At 74.4% G+C, this 15,571-nt stretch carries 15 protein-coding genes; 7 read left to right on the top strand and 8 right to left on the bottom strand.

The genetic code is table 11. The features are described from left to right. Positions 1 to 87: 87 nt before the first annotated feature. Positions 88 to 1,032, bottom strand: coding sequence for a LysR family transcriptional regulator (locus S1361_RS35120; RefSeq protein WP_208035866.1), 945 nt, complete (start codon positions 1,030 to 1,032; stop codon positions 88 to 90). 168 nt (positions 1,033 to 1,200) lie between these two features. Here S1361_RS35120 and S1361_RS35115 point away from each other — a divergent pair, with 168 nt between their 5' ends. Then, positions 1,201 to 1,896 carry a type 1 glutamine amidotransferase domain-containing protein gene (locus S1361_RS35115; protein ID WP_208035865.1) on the top strand — a complete coding sequence of 232 codons (696 nt, stop codon included), beginning with the start codon at positions 1,201 to 1,203 and terminating at the stop codon, positions 1,894 to 1,896. Positions 1,897 to 2,152: 256 nt separating this feature from the next. Here the strand turns inward: S1361_RS35115 and S1361_RS35110 are convergent, their stop codons facing one another. From S1361_RS35110 to S1361_RS35095, 4 genes are all read right to left on the bottom strand, one after another. Next, entirely contained in the window at positions 2,153 to 2,992 is an 840-nt protein-coding gene (locus tag S1361_RS35110; protein ID WP_208035864.1) for an MBL fold metallo-hydrolase, read from the bottom strand. Between the two features lie 192 nt (positions 2,993 to 3,184). Continuing rightward, a complete protein-coding gene (locus S1361_RS35105) occupies positions 3,185 to 3,802 on the bottom strand; it encodes an Rv1733c family protein (protein ID WP_208035863.1) in 618 nt (205 codons plus the stop codon). Positions 3,803 to 3,935: 133 nt separating this feature from the next. Then, entirely contained in the window at positions 3,936 to 4,310 is a 375-nt protein-coding gene (locus S1361_RS35100; RefSeq protein ID WP_208035862.1) for a TraR/DksA family transcriptional regulator, read from the bottom strand. Positions 4,311 to 4,356: 46 nt separating this feature from the next. Then, positions 4,357 to 4,668 carry a TraR/DksA C4-type zinc finger protein gene (locus S1361_RS35095; protein WP_208035861.1) on the bottom strand — a complete coding sequence of 104 codons (312 nt, stop codon included), beginning with the start codon at positions 4,666 to 4,668 and terminating at the stop codon, positions 4,357 to 4,359. Positions 4,669 to 5,036: 368 nt separating this feature from the next. Here S1361_RS35095 and S1361_RS35090 point away from each other — a divergent pair, with 368 nt between their 5' ends. The 5 genes from S1361_RS35090 to S1361_RS35070 all read left to right on the top strand — a co-directional run bounded on the left by S1361_RS35090 (position 5,037) and on the right by S1361_RS35070 (position 11,011). After that, positions 5,037 to 5,990: a HAMP domain-containing sensor histidine kinase gene (locus tag S1361_RS35090; RefSeq protein ID WP_208036908.1), complete on the top strand. Its 954-nt coding sequence runs from the start codon at positions 5,037 to 5,039 to the stop codon at positions 5,988 to 5,990. 2 nt (positions 5,991 to 5,992) lie between these two features. Continuing rightward, positions 5,993 to 6,676, top strand: coding sequence for a response regulator (locus S1361_RS35085; protein ID WP_208035860.1), 684 nt, complete (start codon positions 5,993 to 5,995; stop codon positions 6,674 to 6,676). 56 nt (positions 6,677 to 6,732) lie between these two features. Further along, positions 6,733 to 7,143, top strand: coding sequence for a hypothetical protein (locus S1361_RS35080; RefSeq protein ID WP_208035859.1), 411 nt, complete (start codon positions 6,733 to 6,735; stop codon positions 7,141 to 7,143). Between the two features lie 78 nt (positions 7,144 to 7,221). Continuing rightward, a complete protein-coding gene (secD, locus tag S1361_RS35075; RefSeq protein WP_208035858.1) occupies positions 7,222 to 9,477 on the top strand; it encodes a protein translocase subunit SecD in 2,256 nt (751 codons plus the stop codon). A 319-nt stretch (positions 9,478 to 9,796) separates the two neighbouring features. After that, positions 9,797 to 11,011: a cytochrome P450 gene (locus S1361_RS35070; RefSeq protein WP_208035857.1), complete on the top strand. Its 1,215-nt coding sequence runs from the start codon at positions 9,797 to 9,799 to the stop codon at positions 11,009 to 11,011. Positions 11,012 to 11,054: 43 nt separating this feature from the next. Here S1361_RS35070 and S1361_RS35065 read toward each other — a convergent pair whose 3' ends face one another. Then, the gene (locus tag S1361_RS35065; RefSeq protein ID WP_425087789.1) at positions 11,055 to 12,026 is read right to left on the bottom strand and encodes a phosphotransferase family protein; all 972 of its coding nucleotides are present in this window, start codon (positions 12,024 to 12,026) and stop codon (positions 11,055 to 11,057) included. Positions 12,027 to 12,249: 223 nt separating this feature from the next. Between S1361_RS35065 and S1361_RS35060 the strand changes: the two genes are divergently transcribed. Beyond that, on the top strand, positions 12,250 to 13,239 hold the full coding sequence (locus S1361_RS35060; RefSeq protein ID WP_208035856.1) for an NAD-dependent epimerase/dehydratase family protein: 990 nt from the start codon (positions 12,250 to 12,252) through the stop codon (positions 13,237 to 13,239). Positions 13,240 to 13,577: 338 nt separating this feature from the next. On the opposite strand, the gene S1361_RS35055 is transcribed toward S1361_RS35060, so the two are convergent. Together S1361_RS35055 and S1361_RS35050 are read right to left on the bottom strand one after the other, a co-directional pair. After that, positions 13,578 to 14,687, bottom strand: coding sequence for a sensor histidine kinase (locus S1361_RS35055; protein ID WP_208035855.1), 1,110 nt, complete (start codon positions 14,685 to 14,687; stop codon positions 13,578 to 13,580). A 1-nt stretch (position 14,688) separates the two neighbouring features. Further along, on the bottom strand, positions 14,689 to 15,471 hold the full coding sequence (locus S1361_RS35050; RefSeq protein WP_208035854.1) for a response regulator transcription factor: 783 nt from the start codon (positions 15,469 to 15,471) through the stop codon (positions 14,689 to 14,691). Between the last annotated feature and the right edge of the window lie 100 nt (positions 15,472 to 15,571).

Here is a 15,571-nt window from a genome sequence, read left to right as displayed (position 1 = left end):
CGCGGCGAGGGGGACCTGGGAGGTGCCGGCCCCGCAGTGGCGGACCGCCCCCGGAGCCACCGCGGCCTGACCGGCCCGGCGGCCGGGCTACCAGCCGCGCGCCGCCCGCAGCAGCAGGGCGCGGACGCGGGCCACGTCGGGGTTGTCGGAGGCGCCGGGCCGCTGGACGAGGTAGCCGGTGTTGATCGGCGGGTCCTCCGGCTCCAGCAGCGCGACGAGCGCGCCGGACTCCAGCAGGTCCTGGCACAGATAGCGGGGCAGCACGCTGAACCCGGCGCCCGCGGCCACGGCCGTGAGGACGCCGCGCAGGTCGGGCACGGTCACCGCGGCGGTTCGGGACAGGCGCCGGCCGAAGACGTGCCGCCAGTAGCGGCGGGCGATCGGCAGATCCTCGGCGTAGGTGAGCAGCGGGACCCCCTGCAGGACGGTGGGGTCGAAGGACCCCTGCACCCCGGGCTCCCGGCCCTCGGTGTCCTGCGCGTGCCGGCCGCCCGTCAGCCGCTCGGCCCAGACCGGCGCGGCGACCAGCACGAACTCCTCGTCGGTGAGCGGAACGGCGTACAGGGTGCGGCCGCGCGGACGGGTGGTGGCGATCACCAGGTCGTGGCGGCCGGCGCGCAGTTCGTCCAGCAGCGGATCGGTCAGCCCGGTCGCCACCCGCAGCCGCAGGCCCTCGGCGACCAGCGGCGCGAGGACCGGCAGGACCATGGTGCACAGCAGCTCCGCCGGGCCGGCCAGGTGGACGGGGTCGGCCCCGGTCCCGGCCGGCGGGGTGGGGCCGGCGACGGCCGCCAGCTCGTCCAGCGGCGCGGCGACGCGGGCCGCCAGCTCGTCGGCGACGGGGGTCGGCGTGACTCCGCGCGGCAGCCGTTCGAACAGCTCCCGGCCGGTCTGCCGTTCCAGCGCCCGCATCTGCGTCGTCACCGTGGGCTGGGACAGTCCGAGCAGCCGGGCGGCGCCGGTGAAGGAGCCGGAGCGGTACACCGCGAGGAAGGTGCGCAGCAGGTTCAGGTCGAGGGAAGCGGTCTCCACGCACCGAGTATCACCGGCCGGTATTCCCGCGGACCCATAGGGGATCCTATGTCAGCCATTCGATCCTTCATTGGATGCCTATGGGTCCGGCGGCCTACGGTCTTCCTCACGGAGTTCTTGGTCCGCAGCCGCTCTTTCCGCAGACCACCCTTTAGGAAGAGAGACCCCATGTCGAAGATCCTGTTCGTGATGACCGGCGCCGAGCACTGGACGCTCGCCGACGGCACCGCGCACCCCACCGGCTTCTGGGCCGAGGAGGCCGTGGTCCCCTACCGCGCCGCCAAGGCCGCCGGACACGAGGTCGTCGTCGCCACGCCGGGCGGTGTGGTGCCGCCGGTCGACCGGGCGAGCCTCGCGCCCGAGTTCAACGGCGGCCAGGAGGGCGCCGAACAGGTCGCCCGTGCGCTGGAGGAGATGACCGAGCTGCGCACGCCGATGAAGCTGGAGGAGGTGGACCTCGACGAGTTCGCCGCCGTGTTCTACCCGGGCGGCCACGGCCCCATGGAGGACCTGGCCGTCGACGCCGAGTCGGGCCGGCTGCTGGTGGCGGCCCTTGACTCGGGCAAGCCGCTGGCCGTGGTCTGCCACGGTCCGGCCGCCCTGCTCGCCGCGGTCCGGCCCGACGGCACCAACGCCTTCGCCGGCTACCGCGCGGCGGCCTTCACCAACGAGGAGGAGACCCAGGGCGGCCTCGCCGGCCAGGCCAAGTGGCTGCTCCAGGACCGGCTGACCGAGGCGGGCCTCGACGTGCGGGCGGGCGAACCGTGGGCACCGCACATCGTGGTCGACCGCAACCTGATCACGGGCCAGAACCCGGCGTCCTCGGCAGCGGTCGCCGAGGAACTGCTGAAGCGCCTGGGCTGAGAGGCACCGGCCGAGGCCGGCGGCGCCGCGTCGGAGGCACCGGCGGCCGGCGGACCACGGGCGTTCGCCGGCCGCGACCTGCAAGGTCGGGCACCTGTGGGGGTGGACACCTCCGCCTCGACCGGATGTCCGGCCCCGGGCGGCCGACGGGACCCGGTCCGCGCACCGCAGCACCCGTCGGCCGGGGGCCCGCCACAGGCGCGCGGCCCTGGCAGCTCGTGGCAGAGCGCGGCACCGAGATCGGCGGGAAGGACCGTCAGCGGACGGTGGGGCGGTCGCCGCCCGGGACCAGTCGAGCGTGCTCTCCACGGGGACAGTGCAGGATCCGCTCGTCGAGCCCCAGCCTGCCTGCCTCGGTCAGGAAGTCGTGCAGCGGCGAGCGGAAGACGGTGTAGTCGTCGTAGTGCACCGGGAGGACGCGCCGGTGATCGAGACGCCGGGCGAGTTCGGCTCCCTGCGCGCCGTCCATGGTCACCACGAATCCGCCGGGCAGCCGAGTGCCGCCCAGGTGGAGCACCGCCAGGTCGGCGGCGGGGAACCGCCGGGCGATCTCCTCCAGGCCGTCGAACAGCAGGGTGTCGCCGGAGACGTAGAGCCGCAGACGCGGGGGCCGGTCCACAGGACCGAACTCCAGCATGCTGCCCATGACCGGCGGCAGCATGCCGCACAGGAGGGGCTGCAGAGCGTGCCGTCCGGGCAGCGCCGTCACACGGACCTGCGCCTCGCCGCGCCTGAGTGTGCAGCTCTCCCAGGTACGCAGTCCTCCTGCCCGGCGGAACCCCTGCCAGGTACGCAGACGGCGCGCCGCGTGCCGGGTCGTGACGATCGGTACCGAGCGGTCCAGGTGCCGCCGGGCCCGGCGGTCCCAGTGATCACCGTGCAGGTGGGAGAGGACGACGCCGTCCAGGCGGGGCAGGTCCGCCGCGTCGAGGGCCGGCTCGGTGAGCCTCCGGCTGACCAGCCCGTAGCCCAGGTGCGCCCGCTCGCCACGGTGCAGGAAGTTGGGGTCCGTCAGCAGGGTGAGGTCACCGAACCGCAGCAGGACGGTCGCGTTGCCGATGAAGTGGAGGTCGATCGCATCGTCCAAGGTGCTCATGACGTTCCTTGCCCGACGGACGCGCCCGTCTGAGGTCGTCACGGTCTGTTCCGTCGAGCCGGGTTCCCCTCGCCGGGACTTCCACGAGCGGTCCACGGGATCGACTCGGGGCGGTCAGGAAGTAGGTGCCCGCCCGCTGCGGCGCCTGCCATGCCAGGGCGGTGACCACGCGCACCGACTCCGGCCCGGGGGTCACGGCGACGTGGTCCAGCGGGGTGCCGTTTCGGCCCAGGCGGCGTCCCATGCGGCGACGTTGCGGCGCTGGATGACGCGTGCGGCGGTGGCGTAGGCAGCGGCCGCGGTGGCCTGGACGCCGAGGGCGGCGATGACGGCCGCACCCTTGGCCCGGTCGCGGACCCGGCCGGGGCTCAGCGGCGGATCGGTGATGTTCCCGTCGGTGTCGGCCCAGACGCGGATCGTGCTGCCCTTGCGCAGGGCGGGCGGCACGTCGGTTGTGGCGGTGCGGACGTGTCCGCCGGGGTCGGCGAAGCGGACCCGGGTCGGGTAGCGGGTCTTCCTGGCTTCCACGGAGCCGGGTTCGGGGTGCTGCCGGGCGTCCTGGAGGAGGGTGGCGGTCGTGTGGTGGCGCGTGTCGGCCTGGCGCACGGCGATGCGGGTGTAGTGCCGGTGCGCGGCGTCGCCGACCAGAACCGTCGCGACGGGAGTGACGGCGAGCGCGGCCAGGAGCAGCCCGAGGCCGAGCCAGGCCTGCACCAGGTCGCTGCGGCGCCGCAGGGGATTGCGCCGCAGGCGCCAGGCCACGACCCGGGGCAGCTCCTGCGGAGGCGGCGGGGGTGTGCGGCCGGGCATGTGGCCTCCTTCCGGCGGTGGACGCGGGGTGCCGAATGGGGCGGGAGGGTCTTCCGTTCCGATCCGGATCAGGCCTGACCAGGGAGCGCGGTCCTGTGCCGGGCAGCGGTGGTACCCGCGTGGCGGCTGCCGGTCAGGGGACCGCCTCCCTGCACTGCTGGCAGCGGGCGCAGTAGCGGGCCTGTGGGACGATCTCCAGCCGTTCCCGTTCGACGGGGCGGCGGCACAGCTCGCAGCTGCCGTAGGACCCGTCGTCCATACGGGTCAGGGCTGCCTCGATGTCGGTGAGGACCATGCGGGCCGTGGCCGCGAGTTTGACCTGGACCTCGATCTGCGCGGGCGCCTGCCGCTGGAGCCGGTGCTCGACGCGGGAGGTGACCGGTCCGGTGAGCTGCAGGAGTTGCTCCCGGCGGAACAGGCGCTGCTCGTGGAGGCTCTCGCGCAGTGCGGCGAGGTCCTCGGCCGACAGGTGTGTGCGGCCCTGGCCGATGGTCTGGTGGTTCACCACTTCACCCCTCTGAGGGCAGGGCGTAGGAGGTCGGTGCGGGCGGTGGTCAGGCGGTGCGGCGCCGGCAGGTGACGCAGTGGCGGGTGTAGGGGAGGATCTCCAGCCGTTCCGCGGGGATGGGTCTGGCGCAGGCCAGGCAGGTGCCGTAGGTGCCGGCGTCGATGCGGGCGAAGGCTTCCTCGATCTCTTCGACGACCCGCTCCATCGCGGTCTTCTGCTCGGCGAGCAGGTGGTCGTCCGCGCTCTGCACGCCCTCGGTGAGGGCCCGCAGCTGGGCCAGCCGGGAGGTGCGGGCGTGTTCCAGGCGCCGGCGTGCCTCGTCCGGGTGGGGCGCTGTCCGGGTGATGTCGAGCGACATGGTCGGTCCCTTTCTCGGCGGCGTACGGCAGGCGGGCGCGGGGCGCGCCCGTCACGCCGACAAGAGGCCGGGCGGCGTTTCGGGGCCGCCCGCCGGCCGGCGTGATGGCTTCCACCCTGGCCGGGCCGGCGGCGGATACCCATCGGGCGCGGGCCCCATATGCGCCGGGGCGCGGGATCCATCCGTACGCGCCGTGGGTGCTGCGCGCCCCGTCAAATGGGCTCCGGGTCCCATCGACGGGCTGCCCGGGACGGGGGGAGGCTGGCGGGAGGCCCACTCGGGCGGTCCGGCAGCGTGGACGCGGTGGGGCGGCGCGATGCCCGACAGTGGAGGTGAAGCGAGGCGGGAGGAGGGGAGGCGTGGAGCGGGTGTCGTTGTTCTGGCGGATCTTCGCCCTGAACGCCGTGGTGCTGGGCACGGCCACGGCGCTGCTGCTGTGGGCCCCGGTGACCGTGTCAGTGCCGGTGGTGCTCACCGAGGCGGTCATCCTGGTCGGCGGTCTGGCCGTGATGCTGGTCGCCAACGCCGTGCTGCTGCGGCTCGGCCTGGCCCCGCTGGACCGGCTCACGAAGCTGATGAGGACCGTCGACCTGCTGCGCCCCGGCCAGCGCCTGCCCGCGTCCGGCGGCGGCGAGGTCGCCGAGGTGATCCGCACGTTCAACGCCATGCTGGAGCGGCTGGAACACGAGCGGGCCGCCAGCAGCGCCCGGGCACTGCTGGCCCAGGAGGCCGAACGCCGCCGCATCGCGCAGGAACTGCACGACGAGGTCGGCCAGAGCATGACCGCGATCCTGCTGGGCCTCAAGCGCGCCGCGGACCACGCACCGGCACCGCTGCGCGAGGACCTGCACGAAGCGCAGGAGATCACGCGGGCGAGCCTGGACGAGGTCCGTCGCCTGGTGCGACGGCTGCGCCCCGGTGTGCTGGACGACCTGGGTCTGGTCAGCGCGCTGACCTCGCTCACCGAGGACTTCGCCACCCACACCGGGCTGCAGGTCACCCGCCGCTTCGACGCCGACCTGCCCGCGCTTGCGCCGGAGACCGAACTGGTCCTCTACCGCGTCGCTCAGGAGTCGCTGACCAACGTCGCCCGCCACGCGGACGCCGAGCGGGTCACCATCGCGCTGCACCACAACGGCGACAGCGTGGTGCTGACGGTCACCGACGACGGCTCCGGCATCCAGGCATCCCGTGAAGGCGCCGGCATCCGCGGAATGCGGGAGCGGGCCCTGCTCGTCGGGGGCAGCCTGGAGATCGTCCCGGCCCCACGCACCGGCACCCGGGTCCAGCTCACCGCACCCGTTCTCCGGAAGCAGCTCTGACCATGCCCGACACGACCACGCCTGCCCGGACCGGGACGAGCACGATCCGCATCCTGCTCGCCGACGACCACGCGCTGGTGCGCCGGGGTGTGCGGCTCATCCTCGACCAGGAACCGGACCTCACGGTGGTCGCGGAGGCCGGTGACGGCGCCGAGGCCGTCGAGCTGGCCCGCACGCACGACGTCGACCTGGCCGTGCTCGACATCGCCATGCCCCGCATGACCGGCCTGCAGGCCGCCCGCGAACTGGCGTCCCTGAAGCCCGGGCTGCGGATTCTGATGCTCACCATGCACGACAACGAGCAGTACTTCTTCCAGGCCCTGAAGGCCGGGGCCAGCGGGTACGTGCTGAAGTCCGTCGCCGACCGGGACCTGGTCGCCGCCTGCCGGGCGGCGATGCGGGACGAGCCCTTCCTGTATCCCGGCGCGGTCACCGCTCTGATCCGCAACTACCTCGACCGGGCCCGCCACGGCGAGGAGACCCCCGACCAGATCCTCACTCCCCGCGAGGAGGAGGTTCTCAAACTGGTGGCCGAGGGGCACTCCTCCAAGGAGATCGCCGAGCTGCTGTTCATCAGCGTCAAGACGGTCCAGCGGCACCGCGCCAACCTGCTGCAGAAGCTGGGCCTGCGGGACCGCCTGGAACTCACCCGCTACGCCATCCGCGTCGGTCTGATCGAACCCTGACCTCCCGGCCGGCCTCCGCCCGGTAACCCGCACACCACGACGAGAGGGGGCGGCGCATGCACCACGCTGCGCGCTCCGCCCCCGGCACGGGCGGCGCCCGGCCTCCCGCCACAGCGGTACTGGCGGCCGTCGTCCTGACGCTGCTGGCCGCACTCGGTGTCGCCGGGCCCGCACCGGCGGGCGGACCGGCGGCCCACCCGGTGGCAGCGGCGGTCCACCACCGGGACACCAGACCGCACGCCGACGCAGCGTGCGACACCGCCTGCACCGTCCGGGCGGCGATGCGCCAGGAGCCGCACCGCGAGCATGCCGCTCCGCGCGGCCCTCTCGCCACGTGCGTCGACGGTACGACCGTCACCCCGGGCGGCGCTGCGTGGTTCCCAGGGCCGAGCGACCACGTCCCCTCCTCCCGGCCTCGGGCACCCCATGACCGGGACCGGGCACCCCCTGCGGCCTCCGGCACCTGACACTCCCCCCCTTTCCCTCTCCCCGACAGCACCCGACGGCGCCCGCGCCAGCCGTGGTGCGCCTGCCGGAGGCCCGCGTTGAACCGTTCCCTGCGCGTGAGGGCACTGCTCGCCCTCGCCGTGATCTCCGTGTCCCTGTACGTCGCCGTCACCGTGCCGGTCCGCCTCGGACTGGACCTGCGCGGTGGTACGCAGATCGTCCTGGAGACCCGCTCCACTCCCACCGCCGATACCGACAGCGAGGCGACCGACCGCACCCTGGAGGTGCTGCGCGGCCGGATCGACGCGCTCGGCGTCGCCGAACCCACCCTCGTCCGGTCCGGCGAGCGGAGGATCATCGTCGACCTGCCCGGTGTGCAGGACCCGAAGAAGGCCGCCGACGTCCTTGGCCGTACGGCGCAGCTGACCTTCCATCCGGTGCTCGGCGCCGCCGACGGCTCCGACGGCACCTCGCGCCCGCTGCCGAAGCGGTCCCCGGAACGCGTCCTTCCCGACGAGTCCGGCCTGCCGCTGCGCCTCGGCACGGCGGCCCTGACCGGAGAGCACGTCAAGGGGGCCGCCGCCCGGTTCGACCAGCACGGCGGCGCCGGCTGGCACGTCACCGTCGACTTCGAGGGCCCCGGCCGCGACGGCTGGGCCCGGCTGACCGGCGAGGCCGCCTGTCACCCGGCCGGCGACCCGGCACGACGGGTCGCCATCGTCCTCGACGACAAGGTCGTCTCCGCACCGCAGATCGACCCGTCCGTCGTCTGCCGGACCGGCATCCGCGACGGCGCCACCCGGATCACCGGCTCCTTCGGCCCGGAGGAGGCCCGCGAGCTGTCCCTGCTCGTCAACGGCGGCGCCCTCCCCGTGCCCGTCGAGACCGTCGAGCAGCGCACGGTCGGGGCGACCCTGGGCACGCACGCCATCACCGCGAGCGCCTGGGCCGCAGCCATCGGGACCGCGCTGACCGCGCTGTTCGTCATCGTCGTCTACCGGCTGATGGGCTTCCTGGCCGCCGTGGCACTCCTCGCCTACGGCCTGATCTCGTACGCCGTCCTGGCCGCGCTCGGCGCCACCCTGACCCTGCCGGGTCTGGCCGGTTTCGTCCTGGCGATCGGGATGGCCGTGGACGCCAACGTGCTGGTCTTCGAACGGGCCCGCGAGGAGTACGCGAGCCGCCGGCGCCCCAGTCCCCGCTCGGCGTTGACGGCCGGTTTCCGCCACGCCTTCAGCGCGATCGCCGACTCCAACATCACCACGCTGATCGCGGCCGCCCTGCTGTTCCTCCTCGCCTCCGGGCCCGTGCGCGGCTTCGGCGTCACCCTCGGCATCGGCGTGCTCGCCTCCATGTTCAGCGCTCTGGTGATCACCCGTGTGCTCGCGGAGTTCACCGCGAGCCGTCCCTCCGTACGGCGCCATCCGCACCTGACCGGCATAGCGACCGCGGGCCCGGTCCGCGACCGTCTCACCCGCCGCACCCCCAGGCTGATGCGCCGGCCGCGCCGCTGGCTGGCCATGTCCGCCGCCGTGCTCGTCCTGGCCGGCTCGGGCATCGCGGTGCGCGGCGTGGACCTGGGCGTCGAGTTCACCGGGGGCCGTCTCGTCGAGTACGCCACCAGCACTCCCGTCGACCCCGACCGGCTCCGCACCGCCCTCGCCGACGCCGGATTCCCCCGTGCCGTCGTGCAGTCCTCCGGCGGCACCGGTCTGACCGTGCGCACGGAGCCGCTGACCAACGCCCAGGAGGCCGAGGTCACCGGCACGGTGCGCGACCTCGTCGGCCGGGCGGACAAGGTCCGTGACGAACTGATCGGTCCCAGCCTCGGCGAGGAGCTGCGCCGGGGAGCCGTGGTCGCGCTCGCCGTGGCCCTCGGCGCCCAGTTGCTCTACCTCGTGGCCCGCTTCCGCTGGGTGTTCGGCACTGCCGCCGTCGCCGCCCTCGTCCACGACGTGGTGATCCTCGTCGGCGTCTTCGTCTGGCTGGGCAAGCCCGTCGACGGGGTGTTCCTGGCGGCCCTGCTCACCGTCATCGGTTACTCGGTCAACGACTCCGTGGTCCTCTTCGACCGCGTCAGGGAACTGGCCCGCAAAGACCCCCGGGCACCGCTGCCCGGTCTCGCCGGCCAGGCGGTCCTGCAGACGCTGCCCCGCACCGTGAACACCGGCATGGGCGCCGCCTTCATCCTCACCGCCCTCGCCGTGCTCGGCGGATCCTCCCTCACCGACTTCGCCCTGGCCCTCCTCACCGGCCTCGCCGTCGGCACGTACTCCTCCGTGTTCACCGCTGCTCCCGTGGCCCTGGAGCTCCACCGGGACGGCACCCGGTCCGGTCCCGGCCGACAGCGCTGACCGGCACAGGCGCGGTGGCCCGCGGGAAGGCCACCGCGCCCCACCACCCGCCCTCGTACCGCGGAGCCTGCCGGTCCGCACCCCGCCGCGCACGGGTTCCTGCTGTGGTTCGCGGCCCGGAGCGTCCGTGCTGCAGAGCCGGCCGAACTACCGCATAGTGAACGAGGTGGCCTCTTCCGGGGCGCCTGACATCGTTGTCCGGGATCGCGGCCGCCGCGACGGCGCTGCGCGGTCGGCACGGGAAGGACACGGAAAGAACACGGGAAAGACCCCGCACCCTCGGAGGCGACGCGCCCCCGCGGCGCGCAAGGGAGGCTGTATGTCGTTCCAGGACCCGGCAGTGCTCCACTGCCCCTTCGACTTCGCCGACGCGCTGGAGTTCGACCCCTCGCTGGCCTCGCTGGCGCAGCGCGGTCCGGTCAGCCGGATCCGGCTGCCCTACGGCGAGGCGGAGGCGTGGCTGGTGACCAGCTTCGCCGGAGTGCGTCAGGTGACGTGCGACCCCCGGTTCAGCCGGGCGGCGATCGTCGGGCGGGACTATCCGAGGATGACTCCCGAGCCCATCGTGTCGCCGGAATCGATCAACGTGACGGACCCGCCGCACGTCACCCGGTTGCGGCACGTGACGGCGCAGGCGTTCACCCGCGAGCGGGTCGCGGCGATGCGGCCGGCCGTCGACAAGGTGGTGGCCGGGCTGCTCACGGCGATGGCCGAGGCGGGGCCGCCCGCCGATCTGGTGACGCATCTGTCGGTGCCGCTGCCGCACCTGACGATCTGCGAGCTGCTCGCCGTCCCCGAGGCCGACCGCGAGCAGTTGCGGGACTGGACCATGCGGCTGCTGGCCACCTCTCCGGACGCCCGGCAGGACGCGGCCGACGCCAAGGCCCGCCTCCGCAAGTACTTCGCCGAACTGATCCCGGCCAGGCGGAGCACGCCGGGCGAGGACCTGCTGAGCGCGATGGCCACGGCCGAGGTGCCGGAGGGCGAGGAGCCGCTGAGCGACGACGAGCTGGCGGTCCTGGCCGTGACGCTGATCCTGAGCGGCAACGACACCGCGACCTGCCAGATCAGCAACATCGCCTACCTGCTGCTGACCCGTCCCGAGGAGCGCGCCGCACTCGCCCGGGAGCCGGAGCGGTTCCCCGGCGCCCTGGAGGAGCTGCTGCGGTTCATCCCGTTCCGCAAGGGCGTGGGCATCCCGCGGATCGCGCTGGAGGACGCGGAGATCGAGGGAACGGCCATCAGCGCCGGCGACTACGTGCACGTGTCCTACCTGGCGGCCAACCGCGACCCGGCCGTCTTCCCGGATCCGCACAGGCTCGACCTCGCACGGCCGGTGCACCCGCACATGACGTTCGGCTGGGGCGGGCACCACTGCCTGGCCGCGCCGCTCGCCCGCGCGGAGCTGGACAGCGCGGTCACCGGCCTGCTGGCCCGCTTCCCCGACCTGCGCCTCGACGTCTCCCCCGACGACATCCGGTGGGACACCGGCACCATCCGCCGTTTCCCGCTGAGCCTGCCGGTCACCTGGTAAGGCCGGCGCCCGACGGCACCGGTGGGCCGGGGCCGCCGGATCGTCAGCCGTACCGGCCGAGGAGCGCCTGGAGGTAGGCCTCCAGGCGCTCGGTGAGCACGGCCGCCGTCAGGTCCGCCCTGCCGAGTTCCCGCCAGGGCTCGGCGACCTTCTCCGCGTCCGGCGCGAAGGCCAGCGCGTCGAGCACCCGCCAGTACAGGTGGTCCGCCGGCTCCTCGCTCAGTGTGCCGCCGGCGGCGACGTAGTGATCGGCCAGCCGCATGCCGGCGGGTACGCCGTGCAGCAGGGCGAGGGCGGTGGAGCAGTGGGCCACGTCCAGGTCGGCGGGGCCCCAGGAGGTTTCCACCCAGTCCACGACACCGGTGATCGTCAGACCGGCGCCCGTTCCGGAGAAGAGCACGTTCCCCGGGTGGAAGTCGCGGTGCAGGAAGCAGGGCCGGTGCGCCGGGGCCGGGCGGCGGATCACCTCCACGGCGCGCCGCCACACGTCCGGCCGCCCCGGTCGCTCGGGCAGCCGTACCCGGTCCGGAGCGGTCCATGCCTGGTAGGCGCGCGGCCGGGCTGCTTCCGGTACGGGCAGCGCGTGGATCGCCACCAGTTGCCCGGCCAGGAGTTCCGTCGTCCGCTCCAGGTCCTCCCCGGTGAGCCGGAGCGTTCCCGGGAGCAGGGACATCAGCAGGGACGGGTGGTCGCAGTGCTCGGCCGCCGCGTCGACGGCGTGCAGTCGGGCCACCGGCACGCCGGTGTCCGCGAGCAGCCGGAGGACGTCCGCCTCCCGGGTCAGCAGTCCCGGCGCGTGTCTGACGTAGAACGGCTTGACGAACGACCGCAGTACGAGGGAGTACCGCTCTCCGTTCCCCTCGACGTCGAGCCGCCGCATCTGCGAGGTCCAGCCCCCGCGCAGTCCGGCCACACCGCCGATCCGCTCTCCGGGCCGCAGGTTCCGCTCCACCCAGGAACGGGTCCTGGACCACTGCGCGGTCCCCGTCTCCCCCACTGCATCGGTCACGGCCACCAGCCTAACGACCGGTCAGCAATGGCCGTGGCTCGGGCCGGCGATGCGACGAGAGGCCCCGGCCGCGCACGCTCGCCCGGCCCCGAGCAGTCGTGCGCCGGCCCCCGGCTGCCCGAGCCGTCGCCCACCGCGCCTGTCCGGTCCTGCGCCGCAGGGCTTACGAAGTCGTGACGTGCGGGCGCGGCCGGGTGGTGCGGCGGCGGGGCGGGCCTAGCGTGGGCGTATGCGTGTACTGGTCACCGGCGGTGCCGGGTTCATCGGGTCCCATGTCGTGGAGGCGCTGACGGCGCACGGGCACGAGGCGGTCGTCTTCGACGTGCGCGCGGACCCCGGCGCGGACGTGCGCGATCCCGCGGCGGTCACCCGGGCCGTGGCCGGCGTGGACGCCGTGTGCCACCAGGCCGCGATGGTCGGGCTCGGGATGGGGTTCGGGGACGCGGTGGAGTACGTCTCCCGCAACGACCTGGGGACGGCCGTCCTGCTCGCCGCCATGGCGGAGGTGGGGGTACGGCACCTCGTGCTGGCCGGGTCGATGGTGGTGTACGGGGAGGGGCGGTACGCGTGTCCGCGTGACGGGGTCGTACGGCCGGGGCCGCGGGCGGTCGCCGACCTGGACGCGGGCCGGTTCGAGCCGGGGTGCCCGGTGTGCGGTGCGGAGCTGAGCGCGGGGCTGGTCGGCGAGGACGCGCCGGCCGATCCGCGCAACGTGTACGCCACGACCAAGCTCGCGCAGGAGCACCTGGCCGCCGCCTGGGCCCGGTCGACGGGCGGGTCCGCCGTGTCGCTGCGCTACCACAACGTGTACGGGCCCCGGATGCCCCGGGACACCCCGTACGCCGGTGTCGCCTCCTTCTTCCGCTCCGCCCTCGCCCGGGGTGAGGCGCCCCGCGTGTTCGAGGACGGGCGGCAGCGGCGGGACTTCGTGCATGTGCGGGACGTGGCCGCCGCCAACCTCGTGGCGCTGGAGGGCCGTTCCGCCCCGGGTGTGCTCACCGTGTACAACACCGGCAGCGGCGAGCCGCACACCGTCGGCGAGATGGCCCGCGCGCTGGCCGACGCCCACGGCGGGCCCGCGCCGGTGATCACCGGGGAGTACCGCCTGGGCGACGTCCGGCACATCACGGCCGACTCCTCGCGGCTGCGGACCGAGCTGGGCTGGAAGCCGGAGGTCGGTTTCGCGGAGGGCATGCGGGAGTTCGCGCTCTGCGAGTGAGCCGGGCCTGAGGTGCCGCCGGGTTTGCGATCGAGCCGGACCTGGGGTGCCACGGGGTCTGCGACAGAGCCGGGCCTGGACGCCGGGCCCGCGACCCGAGCCGCGCCTGGACTGCCGCCGAGCCCACGATCCAGCCGCGCCCGGGGTACCGCCGAGCCCACGACCGAGCCAGGCCTGGACTGCCGCCGGGCCCACGACCGAGCCGCACCCGGACTGCCGCCGAGCCCACGACCGACCCGCACCCGGACTACCGCCGAGCCCACGATCCAGCCGCGCCCGGACTACCGCCGAGCCCGCCATCGAGCCAGGCCTAGGCTGCCGCCGGGCCCAGGCCGGGGTTACGGTGCCGCGGGCAGGGTGACCTCGAAGCGGCAGCCGCCGGGGATGTTGTGCACGGTGGCCCGGCCCCGGTGGGCCTCGACGATGCCGCGCACGATGGCGAGGCCCAGGCCCGCGCCGGCCGGCGGGGTGCGGGCGTGGGTGCCGCGCCAGCCGGTGTCGAAGACGCGGGGCAGGTCCTCCTCGGGGATGCCGCCGCAGCCGTCCGTCACGGAGACGACCACGCCGTCGGGCGACCGCTCGGCGGCGACGGCGACCGTGCCGTCGGCGGGGGTCCGGCGGATGGCGTTGACCAGCAGGTTGCCCAGGACGCGGCTCATCTCCTTGGCGTCGACCTCCACCGGGACCGGCTCCACCCGGTCGCCGACCAGCCGGACGCCGTGGGCGCGGGCGAGCGGGTCGGCTCCGGCGAGGGCGTCCCCGACGAGGTCGTAGAGGGAGATCCGGGACGGCGTCAGCGGAAGCGTGCCGGCGTGGATGCGGGAGAGCTCGAAGAGGTCGCCGACCATGTCGTTGAGGCGCTCGACCTCGGTGCGGATCTGTTTCAGATAGCGGCCGGGATCGTCGGCGACCCCGTCCTCCAGGGCCTCCGACATGGCGCGCAGCCCGGCGAGCGGGGTGCGCAGGTCGTGGGAGATCCAGGCGACGAGTTCCCGGCGTGAGGTCTCCAACAGGCGTTCCCGCTCACGGGATTCGGCGAGTCGCGCACTGGTGGCCGCCAGCTCGCGGCTCAGTTCGGCCAGTTCGGCGGTGGCCGGGACCGCGGGGGCCGCGAAGTCGCCGGCCTCACCGAACGAGCGGGCCGCCAGGGCGAGTTCGTGGCTGCGGGCGACGACCCAGCGGCCCAGCAGGAGGGCGGTCGCCAGGGAGACCACGGCCGCCATCGCGACGACCGTCGTCACCACGGTCAGGTCGTGCGGGGAGAGGAACATCGCCCAGGCGACCGCGAGGGTGCCGGCGAGCACACCGCCGACGCCGACCGCGGCGACGACGGCGAGGGACACGGTGAGCGAGCGGCGCCGCAGCAGCCGGAGCGCGGCGGCCCCCGCGAGGCCGGTGGCGGCGGCCCCGGCGAAGGCGTACAGGGCGATGAGCAGGGTGTCGCGCATGTCAGCCCTCCGCGTCCCGGGCGCCCGGATCGAAGCGGTAGCCGACGCCCCACACGGTCTGGATCAGGCGCGGCCGGGCCGGGTCGTCCTCGGTCTTGCCGCGCAGCCGGCGGATGTGGACCGTCACGGTGGAGAGGTCGCCGAAGTCCCAGCCCCACACCTCGCGCATGAGGTCCTCCCGGCTGTACGCCCGTCCCGGATGCCGCAGGAAGAAGGCGAGGAGGTCGAACTCGCGCAGGGTGAGTGCGAGTTCGGTGCCGTTCTTGGTGGCGCGGCGGGCGGCGGGGTCGACGGTGAGCCCGGCGGCGGCCAACGGGCCGGCGGCCACGGCGGGGCGGGCGCGGCGGAGCACCGACTGCACCCGCAGGACCAGTTCGCGGGGGCTGAACGGCTTGGTCACGTAGTCGTCCGCGCCCACCTCCAGCCCCAGGATGCGGTCGTCCTCGTCGCCGCGGGCGGTGAGCATGACGACGGGCACGGCGGCCCGCGCGCGCAGCCGGCGGCAGACCTCCAGGCCGTCCATGCCGGGGAGCATCAGGTCGAGGACCACCAGGTCGGGCCAGTGGGCGGCGGCGCGGATGAGGGCGGTGGGGCCGTCGTCGGCGCGGTCCACGAGGTACCCGGCGCGGCCGAGGTATCCGGCGACGACCTCGGCCACGGTGGCGTCGTCGTCGACGACCAGGACCCGGGCGGCACCGGGGGCCGGCGGCGGAGCCGGTGCGGGGGCTGCTGGGGCGATCCCCTCGGTGGCGCTGCCCGTGCTGGACAGGTGCGGCTGTTGCATGGTCCCAGCCTCGCACCGGGCCGTCGCGGGTGTCGCGTCCGCGGCCGGGTCCCGGCCCCGACGTCCGCGTTTCGTAAGGAGCACTGGTCCGATATGTCCC

This window comes from Streptomyces cyanogenus, from assembly GCF_017526105.1.
Taxonomy (GTDB): Bacteria; Actinomycetota; Actinomycetes; order Streptomycetales; family Streptomycetaceae; genus Streptomyces; species Streptomyces cyanogenus.
The sequence above is the reverse complement of the archived record's forward strand: the minus strand, read 5'-3'. Positions and strand labels throughout refer to the sequence as shown.

Coding starts and splice junctions, on each gene's coding strand:
- S1361_RS35080 (WP_208035859.1), top strand. CDS start 6,733: ATGCACCACGCTGCGCGCTCCGCCCCCGGCACGGGCGGCGCCCGGCCT.
- S1361_RS35050 (WP_208035854.1), bottom strand. CDS start 15,471: ATGCAACAGCCGCACCTGTCCAGCACGGGCAGCGCCACCGAGGGGATC.
- S1361_RS35060 (WP_208035856.1), top strand. CDS start 12,250: ATGCGTGTACTGGTCACCGGCGGTGCCGGGTTCATCGGGTCCCATGTC.
- S1361_RS35115 (WP_208035865.1), top strand. CDS start 1,201: ATGTCGAAGATCCTGTTCGTGATGACCGGCGCCGAGCACTGGACGCTC.
- S1361_RS35095 (WP_208035861.1), bottom strand. CDS start 4,668: ATGTCGCTCGACATCACCCGGACAGCGCCCCACCCGGACGAGGCACGC.
- S1361_RS35110 (WP_208035864.1), bottom strand. CDS start 2,992: ATGAGCACCTTGGACGATGCGATCGACCTCCACTTCATCGGCAACGCG.
- S1361_RS35105 (WP_208035863.1), bottom strand. CDS start 3,802: ATGCCCGGCCGCACACCCCCGCCGCCTCCGCAGGAGCTGCCCCGGGTC.
- S1361_RS35055 (WP_208035855.1), bottom strand. CDS start 14,687: ATGCGCGACACCCTGCTCATCGCCCTGTACGCCTTCGCCGGGGCCGCC.
- S1361_RS35070 (WP_208035857.1), top strand. CDS start 9,797: ATGTCGTTCCAGGACCCGGCAGTGCTCCACTGCCCCTTCGACTTCGCC.
- S1361_RS35085 (WP_208035860.1), top strand. CDS start 5,993: ATGCCCGACACGACCACGCCTGCCCGGACCGGGACGAGCACGATCCGC.